The organism is Shigella sp. FC1661, assembly GCF_001712525.1.
GTDB lineage: Bacteria > Pseudomonadota > Gammaproteobacteria > Enterobacterales > Enterobacteriaceae > Escherichia > Escherichia coli.
The window spans coordinates 1-749 of record NZ_MDGW01000408.1 but is presented as its reverse complement, the minus strand read 5'-3'; the positions used below and the strand labels follow the sequence as shown (position 1 = coordinate 749).

Here is a 749-nt window from a genome sequence, read left to right as displayed (position 1 = left end):
AACACGCCAGTTCGCCCGGATGTTGGGACTTGAACCGAAGAACACGGCGGTGCGGAGTCCGGAGAGTAACGGAATAGCAGAGAGCTTCGTGAAAACGATAAAGCGTGACTACATCAGTATCATGCCCAAACCAGACGGGTTAACGGCAGCAAAGAACCTTGCAGAGGCGTTCGAGCATTATAACGAATGGCATCCGCATAGTGCGCTGGGTTATCGCTCGCCACGGGAATATCTGCGGCAGCGGGCTTGTAATGGGTTAAGTGATAACAGATGTCTGGAAATATAGGGGCAAATCCACTGATAGTGTTTTATGTTCAGATAATGCCCGATGACCTTGTCATGCAGCTCCACCGATTTTGAGAACGACTGTGACTTCCGTCCCAGCCTTGCCAGATGTTGTCTCAGATTCAGATTATGTCGCTCAATGCGCTGAGTGTAACGCTTGCTGATAACGTGCAGCTTTCCCTTCAGGCGTGATTCATACAGCGGCCAGCCATCCGTCATCCATACCACGACCTCAAAGGCCGACAGCAGGCTCAGAAGACGCTCCAGTGTGGCCAGAGTGCGTTCACCGAAGACGTGCGCCACAACCGTCCTCCGTATCCTGTCATACGCGTAAAACAGCCAGCGCTGACGTGATTTAGCACCGACGTAGCCCCACTGTTCGTCCATTTCAGCGCAGACAATCACATCACTGCCCGGTTGTATGCGCGAGGTTACCGACTGCGGCCTGAGTTTTTTAAGTGACG

1 protein-coding gene and 1 pseudogene are annotated in these 749 nt (G+C 52.7%); one reads left to right on the top strand and one right to left on the bottom strand.

The genetic code is table 11. The features are described from left to right. The coding region (locus BFF42_RS19085; RefSeq protein ID WP_000318964.1) for an integrase core domain-containing protein at positions 1-286 on the top strand (286 nt) is incomplete at its 5' end. An 11-nt stretch (positions 287-297) separates the two neighbouring features. Here BFF42_RS19085 and BFF42_RS19080 read toward each other — a convergent pair. Further along, a pseudogene (locus tag BFF42_RS19080) lies at positions 298-749 on the bottom strand (IS1-like element IS1X2 family transposase); the annotation flags it as partial.